Source organism: Cellulomonas gelida (assembly GCF_006538725.1).
Lineage (GTDB): Bacteria > Actinomycetota > Actinomycetes > Actinomycetales > Cellulomonadaceae > Cellulomonas > Cellulomonas gelida.
In genome coordinates, this window is sequence record NZ_BJLQ01000028.1 from 19,639 (window position 1) to 40,160 (window position 20,522).

The following is a 20,522-nucleotide window of genomic DNA, read 5'->3' on the forward strand; positions in this document are numbered from 1 at the left end:
TTCTCGAACCCCGGCCGCGTCACGGTCACCCACGCGGAGATCTTGTGCCCCACGTCAGTTCGACGCACGACGCCGGCGTCCAGGTGCCCATCGACGGTCGCACGCGAGCGCAGGACGAGCCCGGCCCAGTCCGGCACGAGCTGCGCGTGCTCACGATCCGCGCCCATGGTGCCGTTCGGGATGAGGAATCCTCCGGGGACCCCTCCACCGTGCTCGACGCCCACGACCATGGCCTCGCCTGAGGTGCGAGGCGTCACAAGAAAGGTCGTGTCGGAGTAGGTGCTGGCGTGCAGAGGGCCTCGCCCCCGGACGGACGACGCAGCGAGGCCCGCACCCTCGTCGGGATGCGGGCCTCGCTGGATGCGGCAGTCGTCAGGCGACGCCGGCGACCTGGCGCAGGACGTACTGCAGGATGCCGCCGTTGCGGTAGTAGTCCGCCTCACCGGGGGTGTCGATGCGCACGACCGCGTCGAACTCGACGACGGTGCCGTCGGCCTTCGTCGCGGTGACCTTGACGGTGCGCGGCGTCACGCCGTTGTTGAGCGCGGTGACACCGGCGATGTCGAACGTCTCCGTGCCGTCCAGGCCGAGCGAGTCGGCGGACTCCCCCTCCGGGAACTGCAGCGGAAGGACGCCCATCCCGATGAGGTTGGAGCGGTGGATGCGCTCGAACGACTCGGTGATGACCGCGCGCACGCCGAGCAGGCGCGTGCCCTTGGCGGCCCAGTCGCGCGAGGAGCCGGAGCCGTACTCCTTGCCACCGAGCACGACGAGCGGCACGCCCGCGGCCTGGTAGGCGACCGACGCGTCATAGATGGTCGTGTCCTCGCCCGTGAGCAGGTTCTTGGTGAACCCGCCCTCGACCCCGGGCACGAGCTGGTTGCGCAGCCGGATGTTCGCGAACGTGCCGCGGATCATGACCTCGTGGTTCCCGCGGCGCGAGCCGTAGGAGTTGAAGTCGCGACGCTCGACTCCGTGCTCGGCGAGGTACACGCCCGCCGGGCTGTCCGCCTTGATCGAGCCCGCGGGGCTGATGTGGTCGGTCGTGACCGAGTCGCCGAGCTTGGCCAGCACGCGGGCACCCGAGATGTCCGTGACGGGCTCGGGCGTGGCGCCCATGCCGTCGAAGTACGGGGGCTTGCGCACGTACGTCGACTGCGGGTCCCACGAGAAGACGTTGCCCTCGGGGGTGTCCAGCCCGCGCCAGCGCTCGTCACCCGCGAACACGTCGGCGTAGTCGTCCTCGAACATCTTGCGGTCGATCGACGCGTCGATCGTGGCCTGGACCTGCTCGGGCGCCGGCCAGATGTCACGCAGGAACACGGGGTGCCCGTCCTCGGTGCGACCCAGCGGGTCGGCCTCGAAGTCGAAGTCCATCGTGCCGGCGAGCGCGTACGCGATGACCAGTGGCGGGGACGCGAGGTAGTTCAGCTTCACATCGGGGTTGATGCGGCCCTCGAAGTTCCGGTTCCCGGACAGCACCGCGGCGACCGCGAGGTCGTTCTCCTGCACGACGGCGGAGACCTGCTCGTCGAGCGGCCCCGAGTTGCCGATGCACGTCGCGCACCCGTAGCCGACGAGGTGGAAGCCGAGCTTCTCGAGGTACGGCCACAGGCCGGCCTTCTCGTAGTAGTTCGTCACGACCTGCGAGCCCGGCGCCATCGACGTCTTGACCCACGGCTTGGCGACGAGCCCCTTCTCGACCGCGTTCTTCGCGAGCAGCGCGGCGGCGATCATGACCGAGGGGTTGGAGGTGTTCGTGCACGACGTGATCGACGCGATCGCGACGGCGCCGTGGAACAGCTCGAACGCCCGGCCCTGGCTGTCGGTCACCGGGTGCGTGCGGGTGACCGACGACGAGATCGCGGGCGAGTCGGACGCCGGGAAGGACTCCCGCTCGGCCTCGTCGGTCGCGAGCGCCACCTCGGGCGCGTACGTCGGGAGGTCCCGCTGGAACTGCTCCTTGGCGCGGGACAGCTCGATGCGGTCCTGCGGACGCTTCGGGCCGGCGATGGACGGCACGACCGTCGACAGGTCGAGCTCGAGGTACTCCGAGAAGACGGGCTCGGTGTAGCCGTCAGCGCTCGGGTCGTGCCACAGACCCTGCTCCTTGGCGTACGCCTCGACGAGCGCGAGCTGCTCCGCCGAGCGGCCGGTCAGCCGCAGGTAGTCGATCGTCACGCCGTCGATCGGGAAGATCGCGACGGTCGAGCCGAACTCGGGGCTCATGTTGCCGATCGTCGCGCGGTTCGCGAGCGGCACGGCCGCGACGCCCTCGCCGTAGAACTCGACGAACTTGCCGACCACACCGTGCTGGCGCAGCTTCTGGGTGATCGTGAGCACGACGTCGGTCGCGGTGACGCCTGCGGGGATGTTGCCGGTGAGCTTGAAGCCGACGACGCGCGGGATGAGCATCGAGACCGGCTGGCCGAGCATGGCCGCCTCGGCCTCGATGCCGCCGACGCCCCAGCCGAGCACGCCGAGCCCGTTGACCATCGTCGTGTGCGAGTCGGTCCCGACGCACGTGTCGGGGTACGCCTTGCCGTCGCGGACCATGACGCCGCGGGCCAGGTACTCGATGTTGACCTGGTGCACGATGCCGGTGCCCGGCGGGACGACCTTGAAGTCGTCGAACGCGGTCTGGCCCCAGCGCAGGAACTGGTAGCGCTCGCGGTTGCGCTGGTACTCGAGCTCGACGTTGCGCTCGAACGCGTCGGCGCGTCCGGCGACGTCGATCTGCACGGAGTGGTCGATGACCATCTCGGCGGGGGCGAGCGGGTTGATGCGCTCGGGGTCGCCGCCGAGCTCGGCGACGGCCTCGCGCATGGTCGCGAGGTCGACGACGCACGGGACACCGGTGAAGTCCTGCATGATCACGCGCGCCGGCGTGAACTGGATCTCGGTGTCAGGCTGCGCGTCGGGGTCCCACCCGGCGAGCGCGCGGATGTGGTCCGCCGTGATGTTCGCGCCGTCCTCGGTGCGCAGCAGGTTCTCGGCGAGGACCTTGAGGCTGAACGGAAGTCGCTCCAGCCCCGGGACCGCGGACAGCCGGTAGACCTCGTACGAGGCGTCACCGACCTCCAGCGTTCCGTGGGATCCGAAGCTGTCGACGGTGCTCACGAGGCGGCTCCTTCTGGGGGCGAGTCTGCCGGGGACGGGGTCCACCGGGACGCAGGGCGTCGACTCCCAGCCTAGGACCGGCGCCGACGCGTGATATCTCGACATCAAGATACATGGTCGGGGCGCCCGGCGCACGTCTGACGCACGCGAGAGGCGCGCGCGACGGACCGTGGTCTCACCTCGCGCGCGCCTCGGAGGCGCCGATCACGACTTGTCGGCGGCCTCCGCCGCTTCGGCGGCCTTCCGCTCGGCCTCGACCGCGCGCTGGTGCGCGCGCTGGTCGTACTCAGGCGTGCCCTGCTTGAACAGCTCCTCGGTCGCGTGACGACGCGCCTCGGCCAGCTTGTGCGCCGCGTCCTGCTCGCTCATGGAGGTTCCTCTCTCGCTCGTCGCCCGCCGCGCCACCGTCGGGCGGGCCCGTCACCCCACGCTAGGCGCGCCTGGCCGCGCGTGCACGGCAGTCGCGACCGCGACTGCCGCCTGGCGGACGCGTCGTCGTCCCGGCATCGTCACGCACGCCGTCCGGCTCCCCGAACCGCACCGACGGATCATCGTGCGAACGTCGCGACGGCCTCGACGTGATGCGTCATGGGGAACAGGTCGTACCCGTCGACCTCGACCAGCTCGTAGCCGGCCGACGCGAGCAGCGCGACGTCCCGCCCGAGCGCGGCCGGGTCGCACGCGACGTAGACGAGCCGTTCGGGGCGCAGCGAGCTGACGGCCTCGAGCACGCGCCGGCCGGCACCCGCGCGCGGCGGGTCGAGCACGACCACGTCCGCGTGCACCACGTCCGACGACGCGTCCTGCTCGCCCGAGAGCACGCGCGCCACGTCGCCCGCGTGCAGCTCGACGTTCGTGCGGTCGTGCAGGTTGCGCCGCGCGTCACGCACCGCGCGGGCATCGCCCTCGACGGAGACCACCTCGCCCGACGGCCCGACCGCGTCGGCCAGCGCGGCGGTGAACAGCCCCGAGCCCGAGTACAGGTCGAGCACCGTGGCGCCCGCGACGTCGCCGATCCCGCGCAGCACCGCGCTCACGAGCGTCGCGGGGGCCTCGCGGTGCACCTGCCAGAACCCCGCGGCCGCGACGCGGTAGGAACGCTCGACGCCGTCGGCGACCACGACCTCACGCACCGACGTGCGTGCGTTGGGCCGCGTGTCGGGGCGACGGCGGGCGAGGTCGAACGGCACGCCGTCAACGAGGACGAGAGGCCGGTCGCCGCCCACGGGCGCCACCGCCTCGAGGCGCGCACCCACGGGCCAGCGCCGTGAGAACAGGTCCAGCTCGGCGATGTCCTCGACCGCGAGCGGCATGCCCTCGAGTGCCGTCACGTCGTGCGACCGGTGGCCCCGCATGCCCGCACGTCCCTGCGCGTCGGTCACGAGGTCGATGCGCGTCCGCCAGGCCAGTCCCCCGCGCTCGTCGTCGCCCGGCGCGGCGTGCACGACCACGTCGCGCTCGACGCGTCCGAGTCGCTGCAGCTGCTCGCGCAGCACCGCGGCCTTCCAGGCCCGCTGCGCCGGCAGGGCGACGTGCGCGAGCTCTCCCCCGCCGACGCCACCCGGGCCGGCGGCCGGCCACGCGCTCGGCACGCGGTCCGGCGACGCCTCGAGCACCTCGACGGCGTCGGCGCGCCAGAACTTCGCGTCCGGCCCGGCGTCGGTCAGGACCGCACGGACCCGCTCGCCGGGCAGCGTGTGACGCACGAACACGACGCGCCCGTCATGACGGGCGACGCAGTGACCGCCGTGCGCGACGGGACCGATCTCGAGCTCCACGAGCTCCGGGGACTCAGCCACGGGGCAACGTCCGGCGCACGTGGTCCTCGAGGCCCGTCTGCCCCTCGGACGACGCGAGCTGCCACGGCACCGACGCGACGACGACGCCCGGGGTGAACAGCAGCCTCCCCTTGAGGCGCAGCGCGCTCTGGTTGTGCAGCAGCTGTTCCCACCAATGACCCACGACATACTCCGGGATGTAGACGACGACGAGATCCCGAGGGCTGTCCCTGCGGATCGAGCGGACGTACTGCAGCACCGGCCGGGTGATCTCCCGGAACGGCGAGTCGAGCACCCGAAGCGGCACCGGCAGGTCCATCGCGTCCCACTCGGCGAGCAGACGCGCGACGTCGTCCTCGTCGACGCCCACCGTGACGGCCTCGAGCACCTGCGGGCGTGCCGCCCGCGCGTACGCGATCGCGCGCATCGTCGGCCGGTGCAGGTGCGAGACGAGGACGATCGCGTGGACCCGGCTCGGCAGGGCGCGCGCCGCGGCGGCGTCGGCACCGAGGGCGAGCTCGCGGCGCACGGTCACGTAGTGCCGGTGGATCGCCTGCATGAGCACGAAGACCACGATCATCGCGAGGATCGCGATCCACGCGCCGTGCGTGAACTTGGTGATGAGCACGACGACGAGCACGGTGGCCGTCATGCCGAGACCGATCGCGTTGACGACGCGCGAGCGCTTCATGCGCGAGCGGGCACCCGGGTTCGGCTCGGTGCGCAGCTCGCGGGTCCAGTGCCGCACCATGCCGAGCTGGCTGAGCGTGAATGAGACGAAGACGCCGACGATGTAGAGCTGGATCAGTCGCGTGACCTCGGCGTCGAACGCCCAGATGAGCCCGATCGCGACGACCGCCAGCGTGATGATGCCGTTCGAGAACGCCAGACGGTCGCCGCGCGTGTGGAGCTGACGCGGCAGGTAGCCGTCACGCGCGAGGATCGAGCCGAGCACCGGGAACCCGTTGAACGCCGTGTTGGCTGCGAGCACCAGGATCAGACCGGTCACGATCGAGACGACCGCGACCAGCACCGGGAGCCCGTCGAAGACCGCGGACGCGATCTGGGCGATCACGGGGTGCTGCTCGTAGTCCGGCCCCACCGGCACGCCGTCCTGCAGGAGCTGCTCGTGCGGACGGTCCGCGAACTTCACCCCGGTGGCGCGGGCGAGCATGAGGATCGACATGATCATCACGATCGAGAGCGTCCCCAGCAGCGCGAGGGTCGTCGCGGCGTTCTTCGACTTCGGCTTGCGGAACGCGGGCACGCCGTTGCTGATCGCCTCGACACCCGTGAGCGCGGCGCAGCCGGACGCGAACGAGCGCAGGATCAGGAAGAAGCCGACCAGTCCCACGAGGCCCTGCTCGAACCCCGCCTCGGGCGCGACCTCCAGCTCGGCGCTCTCGGCCATCGGCAACGTGCCCAGCGCGTACCGGACGCTGCCGAACACCGCGATCAGTCCGATCGCGAGCATGAAGAGGTACACGGGCACCGCGAAGGCCCTGCCCGACTCCTTGACGCCGCGCAGGTTGACGAGCGTCAGCAGCACCACGAGCGCGATCGCGAACGGCGCCTCGTGGCCGCGCAGCGCGGGGAACGCCGCGGCCGCGTACTGCGCCCCCGAGGAGATCGAGACCGCGACGGTCAGGATGTAGTCGACGAGCAGCGCACTCGCCACGGTCACGCCCGCGTTGGGCCCCAGGTTGACGGTCGCGACCTCGTAGTCGCCGCCGCCCGAGGGGTACGCGTGGACGTTCTGGCGGTAGCTCGCGACCACCGTGAGCATGACGATGGCCACCGCCAGGCCCACCCAGGGCGAGATCACCAGCGCGGACATCCCCGCCAGCGAGAGCGTCAGCAGGATCTCGTCGGGCGCGTAGGCCACCGACGACAACGCGTCCGAGGCGAAGACCGGCAGGGCGATCCGTTTGGGCAGGAGCGTATGGCCGAGCCTGTCGCTCCGGACCGGACGTCCGAGCAGCAGTCTCTTGGCGGCATCCGACAGGTCCGACACGATGCCCCATCGTAGGCGGCTGCGCGGCCCGCCGCGTGCCACCCCGCGGGCGAGCTCGCCGAGCAGGTGGCGGACCCCATCGGCGCGGCTGCGGCGGACGGGCGCCCTGTCTGCAGCGCGTCGCGCCGGGGTATAGCGTGGCGCGCTGTGCACTTCGTCATCATGGGCTGCGGCCGCGTCGGCGCGAGTCTCGCGCAGACCCTCGAGGAGCACGGCCACTCCGTCGCCGTGATCGACCAGAACCCCGAGGCCTTCCGCCGCCTGACCGGCGGCTTCTCGGGGCACAAGGTCACCGGCCTCGGCTTCGACCGTGACACCCTCATCAAGGCCGGGATCGACGACGCCTACGGCTTCGCCGCGGTCGCCGACGGCGACAACTCGAACATCCTCGCCGCGCGCGTCGCGCGCGAGACCTACGGGATCGAGAACGTCGTCGCGCGCATCTACGACCCGCACCGCGCCGAGATCTACCAGCGGCTGGGCATCCCCACGGTCGCGACCGTGCGCTGGACGGCGCACCAGGTGCTGCGTCGGCTGCTCCCGCTGGGCGCGACCGACGAGTACCGCGACCCGTCGGGCCAGCTGACGCTCGTGCAGGTCGACGTCCACGCGGGTTGGGTCGGACGCCCCGTGTCCGCACTCGAGACCGCCGCGGGCGTCCGGGTCGTGTACCTGTCGCGCTACGGCGACGGTGTCCTGGCCGATGCACGCACGGTGCTGCAGGAGAACGACGTCGTGCACGTCATGGCCCGGGTCGACGAGCTCCCCGTCGTCGAGCGCGTGCTGACCGCTGAGCCGGAGGTGACCGCATGAGGGTCGTGATCGCCGGAGCGGGCTCGGTCGGCCGCTCGATCGCCCGCGAGCTGCTCGCGCACGACCACGAGGTCACCCTCGTCGACCGGCAGCCGACCGCCATGCGCGTCGCGCAGGTGGCCGAGGCCGACTGGCTGCTCGCCGACGCGTGCGAGCTGCCGACGCTGCGCGAGGCGCGCGCCGACGAGTGCGACGTCATGGTCGCCGCGACGGGTGACGACAAGGCGAACCTCGTCATCTCGCTGCTCGCGAAGACGGAGTTCGGGGTCCCGCGCACCGTCGCGCGCGTCAACAACCCGAAGAACGAGTGGATGTTCGACGAGGCGTGGGGCGTGGACGTGGCCGTCTCGACGCCCCGGATCATGACCGCGATGGTCGAGGAGGCCGTCGCGGTCGGCGACCTCGTGCGCATCTTCACGTTCCACCAGTCGGGCGCGGACATCCTGGAGATCACGCTCCCGGAGGACGCCCCGCTCGTGGGCGTGCGCGTCGGTCAGGTCGCCTGGCCCGCCGAGGTGGTGCTGGCCTGCATCGTGCGCGACGGACGTCCGATCGCGCCCAGCATCGACGACACGCTCGAGGGCCGCGACGAGCTCCTCTTCGTGACGAGCAGCCAGGCCGACGAGGGCGCGCTGGACGCGATCCTCACGGGTGCGAAGGGGACTCCTGCGGCTCCTGCTCCTGCCGGCGCACCCGGGTCGGACGCACCAGCACCCAGCTGATCCACAGCGCCAGCGCGGTCAGTGGTACGCCCATCGCGAGCTTGGCCGTGCCGAGCCACGCGACGTCGTCGCGGAAGTACAGCGGGAGCTGTACCGCCAGGCGCAGCGCGAACATCGCGACCCACGGCACCGTGGCCCACGTGTAGACCCGGCGCAGCTCGCGGTCGTCGTGCCACGCCACGGCGTTGCGCCACGACCCCCCGCCGAGCGGGCCGTCGTGCGCGAACAGACCCATGATGAGCCCCACCAGCGGCCAGCCGACGAGGATCGTCAGGAGCGTCCCCGCCAGGTAGGCGCCGTTGATGACGAGCCCGTACGCGAAATAGTCGCTCGCCTCACCCGTGCGCCAGGCCCAGACGACGCCGATCCCGACCCCGATGACACCCGACAGCGCCTGCGTGACCGGTGTGCGCTGCATGAGCCTGACGACCACCGCGACCAGCGCGGCGGCCCCGGCCGCGACCAGGGCCGGCGTCAGCCGCTGCCCGGCCGCGAGGTACACGACGACGAACAGCAGCCCGGGCGCGACCGACTCGACGACACCGCGCACGCCGCCGATCGCGTCGGACGCGGAGAACGTCTCCCCCGTCAGTGCGCGCATGCCGCGCGCGGCGTCGGCGTCGTGCCCGCGCGCTGCGTCGTCGGGCGCGCTCACGTCGCGCTCACTCACCGGGCCGCGGACGCAGCTCGTAGCGGGGGTTGAAGATCGTGCGGCGGCCCTCGATGAGGCACACCATGCCGTCCGCGGTCAGCCGCCGGCCGGGCACGATGCCGGCGATCTCGCGGCGACCGAGCCAGACGAGCGAGAGCGACCCGCTGCCGTCGTACAGCTCCGCCTCGAGCGCAGGGACGCCCTCGCGCGGTCGGAACGTGACCGAGCGCAGCACGCCGCTCACCTTCACGCGCTTGCGCACCGGAGCGTTCTCGACCGTGGTGCACCCGATCGAGCGCCCGGCCTCGACGCGCTCCTCCGCCGCCTCGACCTCGGCCTGCGAGGCCGAGAGCGAGCGCAGGACCTCCTTGAGGCTCATCGCGTCTCCGTGATCTCCGGACCGCGCGTCAGCGGGTCGAACTCGAGCTCGGGCGCGGGCGCGTCCTGCTCCTGCGCCGCGTCCTCGGCGGGTGCGGCGTCCGGGCGCCCGGGCAGGGTCAGGGCGAGCAGGTCGCGCGGGGGCCGGGCCTCGGTGCCGCGCACGACGACGACCTCGCCGAAGACGCGCTCGAGCACCTGCGCCGCACCGGGCTCGACCGCGGCGCGGCCCGTGATCACCCCGCGCAGGAACCAGCGCGGGCCGTCGAAGCCCAGGAAGCGTGCGGGACGGTGCCCGGTACGCCCCTCGGGGGTGCGCGCGGGGAGCCGGGCGAGCAGCTCGCGCCCGAACGGTCCCGGCAGGTCGTCGGCCGAGCCGCCCTGCGCGACCACCGACTGCTGGATCTCCTCGCGGATCTCGTCCCAGATCCCCTCGGAACGCGGTGCCGCGTAGGCCTGGAGCTGCAGCGTCGAGCCGTCGATCGTGACCGCGGCCGCCGACACGGCGTTCGTCGCCTTGTCGATCTCCATGCGCAGCTCCATGCCCGGCACACCGGGCAGCCGCAGCGCACCCAGGTCGAGACGCGAGAGCGTGGTCGCGGCGTCGTCATCGACGTCCCAGGGCCCACGCCCCGTCACGACCGCCGCCGAGGCAGGCTCGTCCTGCGTCGAGGCGGTGTCGGACGCGAGCTCGTCGTCGAGGCTCGCGACCTCCTCGTCGACCGTCGTGGGCTCGCTGTCGCCCTGGGGACGGCGCCGGAAAATCGCCACGTGTCACTCCTCCTCGGGTGCATCCCGCACCCGTCGCACGCCCGCGCCCCAACGGCAGCAGGCAGCCAGTACTTCGCTGCTGATTCGACAGTAGCCCGCGTGGGGCCGCGGACCTAGCCGCGCCCGGGTGCGGGAGCCCCGTCCGCGGCCTCCCAGCCGCCGCTCGACCCGAACCCGCCCTCGCCACGGTGTGAACCCGGCAGCCGCTCGACCTCGACGAAGCGCACGCGCTCGACCCGCTGCACGACGAGCTGCGCGATCCGGTCCCCGCGGTGCAGCTCGACCGCGTGCTCCACGTCGGTGTTGAGCAGCGTCACGGCGATCTCGCCGCGGTAGCCCGCGTCGACCGTGCCGGGTGCGTTGACGATCGTCAGACCGTGCCGCGCGGCGAGGCCCGAACGCGGGTGCACGAATGCGGCGTACCCGTCCGGCAGCGCGATCGAGGTCCCGGTCGGGACCGTCACGCGTCCCTGCGGCGGGATCACCACGTCGATCCGCGTCACGAGGTCGGCGCCCGCGTCACCGGGGTGCGCGTACGCCGGAGCGGGCAGGTCGGGGTCGAGGCACTGCAGCAGCACCTCCAGGGCGGGCTCGGTCGTCACGGCGCCGACCCTACCGGCCCCGTCCGTGCCCGGGCGCGCGCCGTCCCCACCCGCCGGCCCGTGCTGCCACGCGCGCTCGTCGACCGGCTCGCGTCCCGACGCTGCGCCCGCGGTCCTGCCGCTCTGGGATGCTGGTGCCATGCCCGCGACCCCCGATCCCGCACCGCACCCGTCCACCGACCGCACGGCCCGCGACGGCGACGCCCCCGCACCCGGTCGCACCGCGGCTGCGGCTCCCGGCACCGCGGGCGCGTCGTTCGACGAGGCGCTGCGGTTCGGGCCGGTCGGCTGGCTCGGCGTCGTCGGGTTCGTCGTCACGGTCTGGATCGCGCTGCTGCCGGTCGACCTCGTGCTCGCCTCCGTGGTCGCGCTCGTCGTCGCGGCCGTGACGGGCCTGCTCGTCGTGCGCTGGACGCCGCGCGTGCGCGTGCGCGGCGGCGAGCTGAGCGCCGGCGCGGCGCGGATCCCGATCGACCTCGTGCGTGACCCGCGACCGCTGGTCGGCGAGGAGCTGCGGGAGGCCCTCGGCCCGGGCCTCGACGCGCGGGCGTACCTGTGCCTGCGCGGCTGGGTGCACAGCGCGGTCCGCGTCGACGTCGACGACCCGCAGGACCCGACGCCCTACTGGATCGTCTCGACGCGACGGCCCGACGAGCTCGTCGCTGCGCTCCGGCGCGGCTGATCGCGCTACCGCGACCGACCACCACCACGCGCACGCACGCACGACGGCCGGCCCCCTGCTGGGGACCGGCCGTCGTGGTCTCAGGCGCCTGCCGGGAAGTCAGGCAGCGCACTCCGAGCAGACCTGCTGGCCGTCTCGCTCGTAGGCGAGCTGGCTGCGGTGATGGACGAGGAAGCAGCGCGAGCACGTGAACTCGTCGGCCTGCCGAGGCAGGACCCGGACCGAGAGCTCTTCGCCGGACAGATCGGCGCCGGGCAGCTCGAAACCTTCGGCGGCTTCAGTCTCGTCCTCGTCGACCACGCCCGAGTTCTTGTCCGCGCGACGTGCCTGGAGCTCCTGCAGCGAGTCCTCGCTCAGGTCCTCCTCGGTCTTGCGCGGTGCGTCGTAGTCGGTAGCCATCTGGGGCGTCACACTCCGTCTTTGTCTTGCAGGCTGATGAGTACGCGTGATCAATGCACAGCTGGAGCGTTTTGTTCCCGCGCGCTGGGGATTGTGCACCACTTCTTTGCCGGGCGCGAGCAGAGGTGCCGCGGACAACGATCACGCGGGCGGGTGAATCGGACTACGCCGTCGAATCGGCCCGGTGCGACTCGAGGAAAGTGACCAGCGCCTCGATCGTGCCAGGCGCTCCGGCCACCGTCATCTCGGGACCGGCGGCACGTCCGTGCAGCCCCGTGACGACCGCACCGGCCTCCTGCGCGACGAGCGCCCCGGCGGCCAGGTCCCACGGCGCGAGCCCGCGCTCGTAGTAGAGGTCCAGGCCGCCCGCGGCGACCGCGCACAGGTCGAGCGCGGCCGAGCCCAGCCTGCGGATGTCCCGCACGAGCGGCAGCAGCTCCGCGACGATCGCGGCCTGCGCGCGCCGACGCTCGACGAGGTAGCCGAAGCCGGTCCCGACGAGGCTGAGCTCGAGCGGCTTCGCCTCGTTCACCGTCAGGGGCGCGCCGTCGAGCGTCGCGCCCTGCCCGCGTCCCGCGAGGAACGTCCGCCCGTCGGCCGGCGCGTGCACCGCGGCGGCGAGGGCCGTCCACGTCTGCGGGTCGGGCGCGACGCCCGGCCCGGCTTCGGGAGTGCCCACGACCGCCGCGACGGACACCGACCACGACGCGAGCCCGTACAGGTAGTTGACGGTCCCGTCGATGGGGTCGACGACCCACGTCACGCCCGTGGTCCCGGGCTCGTACCCCTGCTCCTCCCCCAGGATCCCGTCGCCGGGCCGCAGCTGCGCGATCCGTCGCCGCAGCAGCTCCTCCGACGCGAGGTCCATGGCCGTGACGACGTCGACCGGGCTCGACTTGGTCGCGTGCACCCGGACGCGGTCGGGACGGCCCTCGTGCACGAGCCGTCCGGCCTCGCGGGCCAGGGTCTCGGCTGTGGCGACGAGCGCCGCGCCGTCGGGCAGTTCGCGTGTGGTCATGGGACCCATCCTGCCGCCCTGGGCACGCGGCACTCGCGCGCGGCCGTGCGCGGCGCCCGCGACGAGCCCGGCTGGCGTCAGGTGCGCCCGCGCCACGGCCCGGGTGCGTGGAGCTGGAACCGCAGCGAGGCCACGCGCAGCGCGAACACGCCCACGACGACGACCGAGAGCACCAGCGGCGTGGGCCGGCCCGCGAACCAGAGAGCGGTCGTGGCCGCGGCCCCGAGGAGGGCGGGGACGGCGTACAGCTGACGGTCGTGCAGCACCACGGGGACCTCGCCGGTGAGCAGGTCGCGCAGCACCCCGCCGCCCGCGCCCGTGATGACCCCGACGATCACCGCCGCCACGGGCGTCGTCCCGTACTCGAGCCCCTTGACGGTGCCGACGACCGTGAACACCGCGAGCGCTCCCGCGTCGAGGACGACGATGAAGCGGCGCGCACGCTGCAGGCGCGGGTGGAAGAAGTACATGACGAGCGCGCCGACGAGCGCGGTCGTGATGAGTCGCCAGTCGGAGATGCCCACGGGCGGTACCGCGCCGATCAGCACGTCACGCAGCAGACCGCCGCCGAGGCCGGCCGCCCAGCCGAGCACGAAGATGCCGAACACGTCGAACTGCTTGCGCACGGCCGCGAGCGCGCCCGACATCGCCCCGACACCGACCCCGACGATCTCGAGCACGGGTTCGAAGGGGATGTCGGCGACCACGAGAGCATGATGACAGCCGACAGCGTCACAACCCCGGCACACGGCACACCGGGCCCGCCTGCGCCGCGTGGCGCGCAGAAGGTGGCACCCTCGACCGTGAGGCAGTAGGAGGACGTATGGATGAGCTCGAGCTGGTGGGCCTGGCTGACGACGGTGAGCACCTGGTGCTCACGCGCGCGGACGGCGAGCGGTTCCGCGTCCGCATCGACGAACCGCTCCGGGCGGCCGTGCGCCGCGACCGGCCGCAGCTCGAGCAGCTGAGGGCCGAGAGCGCGAGCACGCTGTCCCCGCGCGAGATCCAGGCCCGGATCCGGGCGGGAGCCACGACCCAGGAGGTCGCGGAGCAATCCGGGCTCCCCGTCTCCCACGTCCGGCGCTACGAGGGCCCGGTCCTGGCCGAGCGCGAGTACATCGCCGAGCAGGCACGCGCCACGCGCGTCGGCCGCGACCACGGCGCACCCGTCCTCGGCGACCTCGTGACGGACCGCCTCGCCGCGCGTGGCGTCGACCTGTCGTCGCTCGCGTGGGACGCCGCACGCGAGGCGAGCGGCCCCTGGTTCGTTCTGGCCCGGTTCACGGTCGACGACTCGCCCCGCGAGGCGCGCTGGTCGTTCGACCCCGCGGCGCGCTCGCTCGTCGCCGACGAGGACGAGGCCCGGTGGCTCTCCGAGACCGAGCTGCCCGACGAGCCCGTCTCCCGTCGGCACCTCGCCGCGGTCCGCGACGTGGTGTTCGACTTCGAGTCCGTCGCGGCCGTGCGCTCGATCGCCGGCCCGGACCAGGCCGACGGCGACACGCACGAGCAGCCGGCCGTCGACCCGCAGGAGCAGACGCACGCGCTGCTCGACGACCTGCAGGCCCGGCGCGGCGTCCGTCAGGCGGTCGACGCCGAGGGCGACGAGGACGACTCGCAGTTCGAGGGGTTCGGCCCGCAGCACGCCTTCGACTTCTCGCGTCTCGAGGACGTCCCCGGCGCGCACCCCGCGGGCGCCGACGAGCGCACCGAGGCGGTCGTGCTCCCGGCGCACCGGCGCACGCACGTCCCCCCGGCCGTCGAGACCCCTGTGGAGCCCGGTGCGAGCTCGTCGGCCGACGAGCCGTCCGACGACGAGTCGCAGGAGGCACCCGCCGCTGCGGCGCCAGTCAACGAGGAGCGGCCGCGCGGGCGCAAGACGCGCGCCAAGGTGCCGAGCTGGGACGAGATCGTCTTCGGGGCGCGCCCCGAGTAGGACGTCCCGAGCACGGCGCGACGGTCCGGGCCTCCCCCGCCGGGCTTCCCCGCGTGGGACGGTGTCAGACGTCGAGCGTCGGCTGTTCGACGACCACGGCCGACGCCAGGGTCTGCGCGTGCGGTGCGGCTGCCCGCGCCACGGCCGCGGTCATGCGTCGCATGTGGTGCCGGCGGCACAGGACCTCGTACTGCACCTCACCGACCGCCGCCTCGGGCCGCCCTGCGACGTCGCCGACGACGACCTGAGCACCCTCCACGACCATCTCGCCGTCCAGGGTCCGGGCGTTGTGGGTGGCGCGGGCCCCGCACCAGCACAGCGCGCGCACCTGCAGCGTCTCGACGCGGTCGGCGAGCTCGACGAGCCGCTGCGACCCGGGGAAGAGCCGCGCGCGGAAGTCCGACGAGATGCCGAAGGCATAGACGTCCACGCCCAGCTCGTCGACCACGCGCGCCAGCTGCTCGACCTGCTCGGCCGTGTAGAACTGCGCCTCGTCGCCCAGCACGTAGTCGACCGGGCGTCCCTGCGTGCGCCGGCCGATGACCTCGGCCCAGAAGTCGGTGCGGTCGTCGACCTCGTGCGCGCTCTTCGTCAGGCCCAGGCGCGAGGAGATGGTCGCGCTGCCGGAACGGTCGTGCCGCGTGAACAGCACGCCGTCGCGCCCACGCGCCGCGTGGTTGTGGTGCATCTGGAGAGCGAGCGTCGACTTGCCGCAGTCCATCGTGCCCGAGAAGAACACCAGCTCGGCCACTGTGCCCGCCCCTCGTGGTCGTCGTTCGTTGCGCCGCACATCCTCGCAGACGTCACGGGTGGCCCCCGACGCCCGCGGGCGCTCGGCGCCCCCCGCGGGTCAGGCTCACGGTCACGGTCACGCGACGACGATGCAGGGCACCAGCATCTCGTGCGGGGTGAGCGACCCGTGCACGCCGACCATGTCGAGCGACGCCGCGGTCTGCGTGCGCGTGTCGACGACCGTCGCCGCACCCGCCATCGCGACCATGAGGTCGCCGACCACGGGCCGCACACGCTCGTCGACCGGGCCGATCAGACCCGAGTCGACCACCTCGTCCCGGGTGAGGACGAGCGCGTCGTCGCCCAGCACGTCCTGCCACGCGGTGCGCACCTGCTCGACGGGGACCCCGGGCGCCACGTGCACGTGGCTCGCCCGCGGCTCCCCCGCCACCAGGTCGACCCCGGCCGACAGCCGCGAGTCGTGCGCGACGTCCCAGCGTCGGGTCCGGTCCACGTCGACCATCCCGTGGTCGGCCGTGACGACGAGCACCGACCCTCGCGGCAGCGAGCGCGCGAGCCGGGCGATCTCCGCGTCCGCCTCGGCGAGCGCGTCGCCCCACTGCCACGAGCCGACCCCGTGGTGGTGCCCGACCTTGTCGACGTCACCCCAGTACAGGTAGGCGAGCCCGGGCTGACGCAGCGCGGCGACCGTCGCGTCCACCCGGTCCGCGAGCGACTCGGCGGGCACGTACCGCGCGCCGCGCAGGGCCGCGCGGGTCAGACCCGAGCCCGCGAAGCGCGCCGGTCCGACGCTCGTCACCGCGGCACCTCCCGCAGTGAGGAGCTCGAGGGTGCTCGCGTGCGGCTGCCAGGTCTCCGGCGGCGGCGCGTCGCTCCACGCGACGAGGTTCGCGAGCGCTCCCGTGCCGGGCACGCGGACGGTGTAGCCGAGCATGCCCGTGCCCCCCGGCGGCACCGCGGTCCCGAACGTGCCGAGCGCCGTGGCGGTCGTGGACGGGAACGTGCTGCAGACGGGGCTCGAGCCCGCGACGGCCCGACGCAGGAACGGCGCGTGGCCGCTGCGCTCGGCGAGGTTCAGGTGGCCCAGGCCGTCCACGAGCACGACGCACACGCGCGTGCTCGCCGGGATCCCGAGCAGCTCGCGCGCCGACGCCCACGTGCCCACCGCGCCGTCGTGACCGTCGGCCGCACCCGTCGCCTCGACGAGCGCGCCCGCGACACCTGCGAGCACCGAGCCGAGCCCGGCGCGGTCGTCGGTCCCCGGCAGGAGGAACCCGTACTGCTCGGCGGCTGCGGCGAGGCGCGCGGCCGCCGTCGTCCCGGCGCCCGGGACGGGCGCTCCGACATGCGTCGTCATGTCAGCGCCGCGCGCTCGCGGCGGACAGCGCACGCGCGAACGCGGTCGCCGCGCGCACCGAGTCGGCGCCCTCGGCGGCGGCGCTGACGCGCACCACGACGTCGTCGGGCGCGAGCGTCCCGGTGAGCCCGTGGTCGGCCTCGCACGCGGGGTCGCCGCACGTCGCGGGCTCGAGGTCGACGCGCGAGACGGCGCCCCAGCCGATCGCGAGCGTGAGCTCGAGCGCCGACTTGCCGGCCTCGTGCCGCTCGGGCCGCTCGACGACGTGCGTCAGCACGACCGACCGCAGCTCGGCCAGCGGCACCGACTCGGTGGTCGCCGAGGCGGCTGACGACGGGTGCTCGGAGTCCGCGGGATGGTCGTCGACGTGCGCGCACACCAGGCGCGTCGGTGTCAGGACCAGCACGGTGACGTGCCGGCGGACCTCGGAGGAGTCGAAGGTGGTCTCGGGGTGCACGAGATGGGCGGTCACGGGCTCGTCGGCCAGGGCGACCTCCAGCACGTCGGCGACGAGCTCGGGGTAGTAACCGGCGCGGTACAGGTCCTCGTGCAAGGAGCGAGCAGCTGCGGGCATCTGCCCATCCTCCCACCGGTGGGGCGCTCGACCCCAGCCGCGTCCGTCAGGTTGTGGAGAGCCCGGAGTCATCCGGGGACCGGCCGCGCTCACGTGCGCTGCAACCGCCGGGTGGCGTCGGCCCGGTCCGCGTGCGCGAGCGTGATCCGCGCGGCGAGCGCGACGGCCCCGTGCTCCGCGACGACGACGGGGTTGAGCTCGAGGGTGCGGATCTCGGGCAGCGCGTCGGAGAGCACCGCGACGCGTGCGACGACGTCCTCGAGCGCGGCGACGTCCAGCGGGGGCAGCCCGCGGTAGCCGAACAGGCGGGGTGCCGCGCGCGGCGCGCGGACGAGGTCCGCGACATCGACGTCGGTCAGCGGCGGGATCCCGTACGCGACGTCGCCCAGCAGGTCGGACGCGTCGCCCGCGAGCCCGACGCTGATGACCGGCCCGTACAGCGGGTCCTCGACCGAGCGCACGACGCACGACGAGCCGCGCGGCGCCATGGCCTGCACCTCGAGCGGTGCAGCGCCGGGCTCGCCCTGGTGCCCGGCGGCCAGCGCGAGCACCTCGACGACGTCCGCCCGCAGCTCGGTCTCGTCCGCGACGTCGAGCCGGACGCCCCCGAGGTCGGCGCGGTGGCGCAGCGCGGGCGCCGTCGTCTTGAGCGCCACCGGGTACCCGATGGCCCGCGCCGCGGCGACCGCCTCGTCGGCGTCGTGCACGGGCGCCGACGGCAGCACGTGCACGCCGACCGACGCGAGCAGCCGGCCCGACTGCTCGGCCGAGAGGACGACCTGCGACTGCCCGGCGAGCCAGTCGCGCACCAGGCGGGCAGCACCGCGCAGGTCGGTGCCGTCGGGGTGCAGCGGTCGACCGTGGTCGCGCGTCCGCCAGGTCGCGTACCGCGCGGCGTGCCCCAGGGCGAGCGCGGCGTCCTCGGGCGTCGCGTAGGCGGGAACGGTGCGCGGCACGCCGTCCAGGTCCGGCGCCGTGAGCTCGTCGGTCACGCCGCGGAGGCCGAGCACGCACGCGACGACGGTCTTGCCGCTGGCCGCCGCCGCGCGCGCCACGACGCGACCGAACCGCGGGTCCGGTCCCCCGACGGTCGGGATCCGCACGACGATCGCCGCGTCGACGTCCGGAGCCTCGATCGCCTCGCGGATCAGGGACTCGGAGACCTCGTCGTCCGCGTCCTCGGGCAGCACCTGGGCCCCGACGACCACGAGACCCGCCGTGGCCGCCGCCTCCGCGACGAACGTCGCGCCCGACGACGAGCTCCCCACCACGGCGACGCGACGCCCGGCGGGCAGCGGCTGCAGCGCGAGCACCTGCGCGACGTCGAAGAGCTGATGGGTGTTCTCGACCCGGATCACGCCCGACTGACGCATGAGCTCGTCGACCGCGCGCGCAGGCGCCTGCGTCGCCCGCACCGCGTGCCCCGGGGGCACGACCTGGCCCGAGCGGCCCGCGGTGAGGACGATCACGGGCTTGGTGAGCGCGAGCCGGCGCGCGACGCGGGAGAACTTGCGCGGGTTGCCGATCGACTCGAGGTAGAGCCCGACCACGTCGGTCCCCTCGTCGTCCGCCCAGAACTGCATGAGGTCGTTGCCCGAGACGTCGGCCCGGTGCCCGGCCGAGACGAACTCGGCGAGGCCCAGACCGCGCCTGCGCAGGGCGTCGAGGAGCGGGACCGCGAGCGCGCCCGACTGGCTGAACAGCCCGATCCTGCCGGGCCGCGGCAGGTCGTCCGCGAGCGAGGCGTTGAGCGCACCGTCCGGTCGCCACGAGACGACGCCGTACGACGCAGGACCGATCAGGCGCATCCCGGCGCGGTGCGCGGCGGCCAGTACGGCACGCTGCAGCTCGAGCCCGTGCGGACCCGTCTCGGCGAAGCCCGCGGTCAGGAGCACGACGGCGCGGGCTCCCGTCGGCGCGATCGCGCGCACGACCGCGAGCGCTGACGCGGCCGGGACGGCCAGCACCGCCAGGTCCACGGGTCCGTCGACGCCCGCGAAGGCCCCGGCGATCGCGGCGGCTGTCGCGTGCTCGTCACCGGCCTCGGCGCCTTCCGCGGCGGCGCCGTCAGCACCGCCGTCGGCCGCCGGAACCTCGCCGCTCGGGTCGAGATCCGTACCGACGGACTGCACGCGCACGTGCGAGTCGGCGAGCGCGAGGTGCGCCAGGACCTTGCGCGCCATGCCGAGGTGCAGCGGGCGGGGCGGCGGCGCGCCGGGCAGCACCGGTCCGACGACGAGCACCGAGCGCGCCCCGAGCACCGCGCGCATCGACCGCGCCTCCGCCCGGTGCTCGCGGTCGGCCATGACCGCGAACGACCGGTCCGTCGGGTCGATGTCGAACGCGAGCGAGACGACGCCGTCCTCGGCGTGCTGCCGCACCTCGTAGCCCGCGTCGCGGAACACCGAGATCATGCGGCCGTTCTGCGGCAGGACCTCGGCGACGAACCGCCGCACGCCACGCTCCCGCGCGGCGGCGGCGAGGTGCTCGAGCAGCACCGAGCCCAGTCCCCGCCCCTGCTGGGCGTCCGCGATGTTGAAGGCGACCTCGGCCTCGTCCTCGTTGACCCGGTCGTACCGCGCCACGCCGATGATCCGGTAGCCGACCGGGCCGTCGTCGTCCGCGGTCGCCACCAGCGCGACCCGCTCGTCGTGGTCGACGTGCACGAGGCGCTGCAGGTCACGCTCGGGCAGCCGCTCGAGGTGCGCGAAGAACCGCAGGTAGGTGGACCGCTCGGACTGCGCGACGTGGAACGCCTGCAACGCGTCGGCGTCCGACGCGCGGATCGGGCGCACGTGCGTCGTCGCGCCGTCGAGCAGGACGACGTCGGCCTCCCAGCCCGCCGGATAGCTGGCGTCCGCGCCCTCGCGGCCCTCGTCGTCCATGCGGCCAGGCTAGCGATCCCGCGCGCCTGGCACGCGGCACCCCGCGCGCGGGCGAGAATGGGCCGGCA

At 73.8% G+C, this 20,522-nt stretch carries 19 protein-coding genes; 4 read left to right on the plus strand and 15 right to left on the minus strand.

The genetic code is table 11. The features are described from left to right. Window positions 1–372 precede the first annotated feature (372 nt). From acnA to CGE01nite_RS12220, 4 genes are all read right to left on the minus strand, one after another. Complete coding sequence (acnA, locus tag CGE01nite_RS12205) at window positions 373–3,120, minus strand: aconitate hydratase AcnA (RefSeq protein WP_141371225.1); 2,748 nt, start codon at window positions 3,118–3,120, stop codon at window positions 373–375. A 204-nt stretch (window positions 3,121–3,324) separates the two neighbouring features. Further along, window positions 3,325–3,489, minus strand: a complete 165-nt coding sequence (locus CGE01nite_RS12210; RefSeq protein WP_048344177.1) for a hypothetical protein — start codon at window positions 3,487–3,489, stop codon at window positions 3,325–3,327. Window positions 3,490–3,668: 179 nt separating this feature from the next. Then, window positions 3,669–4,919, minus strand: coding sequence for a class I SAM-dependent RNA methyltransferase (locus tag CGE01nite_RS12215; protein WP_141371226.1), 1,251 nt, complete (start codon window positions 4,917–4,919; stop codon window positions 3,669–3,671). Then, the gene (locus CGE01nite_RS12220) at window positions 4,912–6,912 is read right to left on the minus strand and encodes an APC family permease (RefSeq protein ID WP_141371227.1); all 2,001 of its coding nucleotides are present in this window, start codon (window positions 6,910–6,912) and stop codon (window positions 4,912–4,914) included. The genes CGE01nite_RS12215 and CGE01nite_RS12220 overlap by 8 nt, the downstream gene beginning before the upstream one ends. Before the next feature lie 162 nt (window positions 6,913–7,074). Between CGE01nite_RS12220 and CGE01nite_RS12225 the strand changes: the two genes are divergently transcribed. Both CGE01nite_RS12225 and CGE01nite_RS12230 read left to right on the plus strand, forming a co-directional pair. Beyond that, window positions 7,075–7,725 (plus strand): potassium channel family protein, encoded by a 651-nt coding sequence (locus CGE01nite_RS12225; protein ID WP_048344189.1) that lies wholly within the window; start codon window positions 7,075–7,077, stop codon window positions 7,723–7,725. Next, window positions 7,722–8,447, plus strand: a complete 726-nt coding sequence (locus CGE01nite_RS12230) for a potassium channel family protein (protein ID WP_048344179.1) — start codon at window positions 7,722–7,724, stop codon at window positions 8,445–8,447. Before CGE01nite_RS12225 ends, CGE01nite_RS12230 begins: the two co-directional genes overlap by 4 nt. On the opposite strand, the gene CGE01nite_RS12235 is transcribed toward CGE01nite_RS12230, so the two are convergent. The 4 genes from CGE01nite_RS12235 to dut form a co-directional block, all read right to left on the minus strand. Then, the gene (locus CGE01nite_RS12235) at window positions 8,371–9,102 is read right to left on the minus strand and encodes a DUF3159 domain-containing protein (protein WP_307722644.1); all 732 of its coding nucleotides are present in this window, start codon (window positions 9,100–9,102) and stop codon (window positions 8,371–8,373) included. The genes CGE01nite_RS12230 and CGE01nite_RS12235 overlap by 77 nt on opposite strands. 7 nt (window positions 9,103–9,109) lie before the next feature. After that, entirely contained in the window at window positions 9,110–9,478 is a 369-nt protein-coding gene (locus CGE01nite_RS12240) for an OB-fold nucleic acid binding domain-containing protein (RefSeq protein WP_048344181.1), read from the minus strand. Next, window positions 9,475–10,248, minus strand: a complete 774-nt coding sequence (locus CGE01nite_RS12245; RefSeq protein ID WP_048344182.1) for a DUF3710 domain-containing protein — start codon at window positions 10,246–10,248, stop codon at window positions 9,475–9,477. Before CGE01nite_RS12245 ends, CGE01nite_RS12240 begins: the two co-directional genes overlap by 4 nt. A 113-nt stretch (window positions 10,249–10,361) precedes the next feature. Further along, complete coding sequence (gene dut, locus CGE01nite_RS12250) at window positions 10,362–10,850, minus strand: dUTP diphosphatase (protein ID WP_141371228.1); 489 nt, start codon at window positions 10,848–10,850, stop codon at window positions 10,362–10,364. 139 nt (window positions 10,851–10,989) lie between these two features. On the opposite strand from dut, the gene CGE01nite_RS12255 reads away from it, so the two are divergent. Continuing rightward, window positions 10,990–11,532 (plus strand): DUF3093 domain-containing protein, encoded by a 543-nt coding sequence (locus tag CGE01nite_RS12255; RefSeq protein WP_141371229.1) that lies wholly within the window; start codon window positions 10,990–10,992, stop codon window positions 11,530–11,532. 99 nt (window positions 11,533–11,631) lie between these two features. Here CGE01nite_RS12255 and CGE01nite_RS12260 read toward each other — a convergent pair whose 3' ends face one another. The 3 genes from CGE01nite_RS12260 to CGE01nite_RS12270 all read right to left on the minus strand — a co-directional run bounded on the left by CGE01nite_RS12260 (window position 11,632) and on the right by CGE01nite_RS12270 (window position 13,656). Next, entirely contained in the window at window positions 11,632–11,931 is a 300-nt protein-coding gene (locus tag CGE01nite_RS12260; protein ID WP_013883495.1) for a DUF4193 domain-containing protein, read from the minus strand. Between the two features lie 163 nt (window positions 11,932–12,094). Further along, complete coding sequence (locus CGE01nite_RS12265) at window positions 12,095–12,949, minus strand: inositol monophosphatase family protein (RefSeq protein WP_141371230.1); 855 nt, start codon at window positions 12,947–12,949, stop codon at window positions 12,095–12,097. A 77-nt stretch (window positions 12,950–13,026) separates the two neighbouring features. Continuing rightward, window positions 13,027–13,656, minus strand: coding sequence for a trimeric intracellular cation channel family protein (locus CGE01nite_RS12270; protein ID WP_048344183.1), 630 nt, complete (start codon window positions 13,654–13,656; stop codon window positions 13,027–13,029). Window positions 13,657–13,772: 116 nt separating this feature from the next. Between CGE01nite_RS12270 and sepH the strand changes: the two genes are divergently transcribed. Continuing rightward, on the plus strand, window positions 13,773–14,885 hold the full coding sequence (sepH, locus tag CGE01nite_RS12275; RefSeq protein WP_141371231.1) for a septation protein SepH: 1,113 nt from the start codon (window positions 13,773–13,775) through the stop codon (window positions 14,883–14,885). Between the two features lie 64 nt (window positions 14,886–14,949). Here sepH and CGE01nite_RS12280 read toward each other — a convergent pair whose 3' ends face one another. The 4 genes from CGE01nite_RS12280 to CGE01nite_RS12295 all read right to left on the minus strand — a co-directional run bounded on the left by CGE01nite_RS12280 (window position 14,950) and on the right by CGE01nite_RS12295 (window position 20,454). Next, window positions 14,950–15,636 carry a thymidine kinase gene (locus tag CGE01nite_RS12280; RefSeq protein WP_141371232.1) on the minus strand — a complete coding sequence of 229 codons (687 nt, stop codon included), beginning with the start codon at window positions 15,634–15,636 and terminating at the stop codon, window positions 14,950–14,952. Window positions 15,637–15,753: 117 nt separating this feature from the next. Further along, entirely contained in the window at window positions 15,754–16,995 is a 1,242-nt protein-coding gene (locus CGE01nite_RS12285; RefSeq protein ID WP_141371233.1) for an alkaline phosphatase family protein, read from the minus strand. Window position 16,996: 1 nt separating this feature from the next. Further along, window positions 16,997–17,569, minus strand: a complete 573-nt coding sequence (locus CGE01nite_RS12290; protein ID WP_141371234.1) for a DUF5998 family protein — start codon at window positions 17,567–17,569, stop codon at window positions 16,997–16,999. A gap of 89 nt (window positions 17,570–17,658) precedes the next feature. Continuing rightward, window positions 17,659–20,454 (minus strand): bifunctional acetate--CoA ligase family protein/GNAT family N-acetyltransferase, encoded by a 2,796-nt coding sequence (locus CGE01nite_RS12295; protein WP_141371235.1) that lies wholly within the window; start codon window positions 20,452–20,454, stop codon window positions 17,659–17,661. Between the last annotated feature and the right edge of the window lie 68 nt (window positions 20,455–20,522).